This is a genomic window from Corynebacterium sp. HMSC055A01, assembly GCF_001809405.1.
In the GTDB taxonomy this organism is placed as follows: domain Bacteria; phylum Actinomycetota; class Actinomycetes; order Mycobacteriales; family Mycobacteriaceae; genus Corynebacterium; species Corynebacterium hesseae.
This window is the reverse complement of the sequence record NZ_KV797590.1, coordinates 1-1,813: the sequence shown is the minus strand read 5'-3', so window position 1 is coordinate 1,813 and position 1,813 is coordinate 1. Positions and strand designations below refer to the sequence as shown.

The following is a 1,813-nucleotide window of genomic DNA, read 5'->3' as shown; positions in this document are numbered from 1 at the left end:
CCTCCTCAACCGCTACACCCCACGCACGCCGGGCAAGCCGGTCTTTGCCGTTATTGACACTGAAACCACCGGCTTTAACAAGTGCTACGACCGCATCATTGAAATCGCTGCCGTGCGCGCAGACAGCCACTTCAACCCCGTCGACTCCTGGCACACACTGCTTAATCCTGACGGCAAGGCCATTAAAAACTCCCACATTCACGGCATTACCAACGACATGGTGGCAACCGCCCCAACGTTTAGCGAGGTATATGGCGACTTCACCAGCTACATCGACGGCATGCAACTATTCGCGCACAACGCACCGTTTGACTCAAAAATGATCGTTGCTGAGGTCGACCGCATGACCGGTGGAGACGATAATGAGGACGAGTTCTTCCCCTTCATTGACACCATTGACCTTGCCAAGCAAATACTCGACCGTGGCCCCTACAACCTACCGGCACTCCTCGACCGCCTGGGACTGGACAATCCTGACGCGCACGCAGCAGTAGCCGATGCGACCGCCACAGCGAACATGCTCCACGCCCTCTTCGGGTCTCAGCGCAGCGAAATTGGCCGCAAGATTTTGCGTCAAGGCGAAGTATTCCGCACCACCAACACCTGGTGCACAAGTCACGCCACCCCACTGCTCCCCCGCGAAATATAGAAACCCACCAGCACAAACACCAACCACGGCAGTCCATGCGAACGACTACGCAGATTTCTGCCCGCAGTAGAGAAAGGTAGCTACGTCCCCAGCGTGGGAGTATTGCGAAACCTCCGCGCGCACATTAGCCTAAGACATGACAGCATGGTTCGTCCCTGACCCATCGCTGCACATAAAAATAACCCCAACCGACTGCGAATCGGCTGGAGTTATCGGACCTAAAGGCCCATGTGAAGCATCGCCTCAACGAGCTTCACGATTGCGGTCGCAAGAACTATGACCTTGGTAGCCACATCGAGCCAGTCAAGCTTGGTGGCATCAAGGTCTTTTCTTTTGCGACCGGGCGTTTCCAATGAGTGTCTACCCATCGGTCACCTCCCTAACGTCGTAGAGTTGTCCACTCGCCGACTAGGCGCGCAGAACAGCCCACGTACACGCGCGGACCTAACCGCGCACCGACGAGGAAGTCACGCCCACGCCCCACCACAGGTGGTGGGGCATGATTGTGAACCGGCACTAACGTTAGCAGTAACGCTGGACCGAAAAGGGGCCGGTGGTCTCCGCAGAGAAGTAAAAGGCAGACAGCATCGAATTCCCATGCAGCCAGCCCAATCTGCGCATATTTACGCATACGAACCCCGGTCAAGTTGCGCTGATTTACCGTTACGGCTGCGTCTTTTAGGCGTTTTTCAATGCTCGATACACGGTAGGACGGGTGACCCCAAACTCTCGCGCTAGTGCGGCTTTCGACTCCCCTGCCAGCACACGCTGCTTAATCTCCACTACTTGCTGCGGGCTAAGAGCAGGCTTGCGCCCTTTGTATTTGCCGGCCTTTTTCGCCAACGCAATCCCCTCCGCCTGGCGCTCACGAATAATAGCCCGCTCAAACTCCGCAAACGAACCCAAAATACCCAGCATTAAATCCGCACGCGGGTCACTAGCACCCTTCGAGAACGATAGGTTCTCGTGCAGGAAAGTAACAGTCACACCCTTGTCGGTGAGCTCATCAACGATGCCACGCAGATCCGTTAGAGATCGGGCGAGGCGATCAATCGACGAGACGACGAGCTCGTCACCATCGCGCACATACGCCATACACTCGACAAGCCCAGGGCGGGCAGTCTTCGTGCGGCCGGAAATCTTATCTTCAAAGAACCGGTCAAT

General features: G+C 56.3%; 2 protein-coding genes. One reads left to right on the top strand and one right to left on the bottom strand.

Annotated elements, in window-relative coordinates; genetic code table 11:
- Positions 1-649, top strand: a 649-nt coding sequence (locus HMPREF2604_RS09285) for a 3'-5' exonuclease (protein ID WP_070565097.1), incomplete at its 5' end; no start/stop codon positions are given.
- 678 nt (positions 650-1,327) lie between these two features.
- Here HMPREF2604_RS09285 and HMPREF2604_RS09280 read toward each other — a convergent pair.
- The coding region (locus tag HMPREF2604_RS09280; RefSeq protein ID WP_070565094.1) for a recombinase family protein at positions 1,328-1,813 on the bottom strand (486 nt) is incomplete at its 5' end.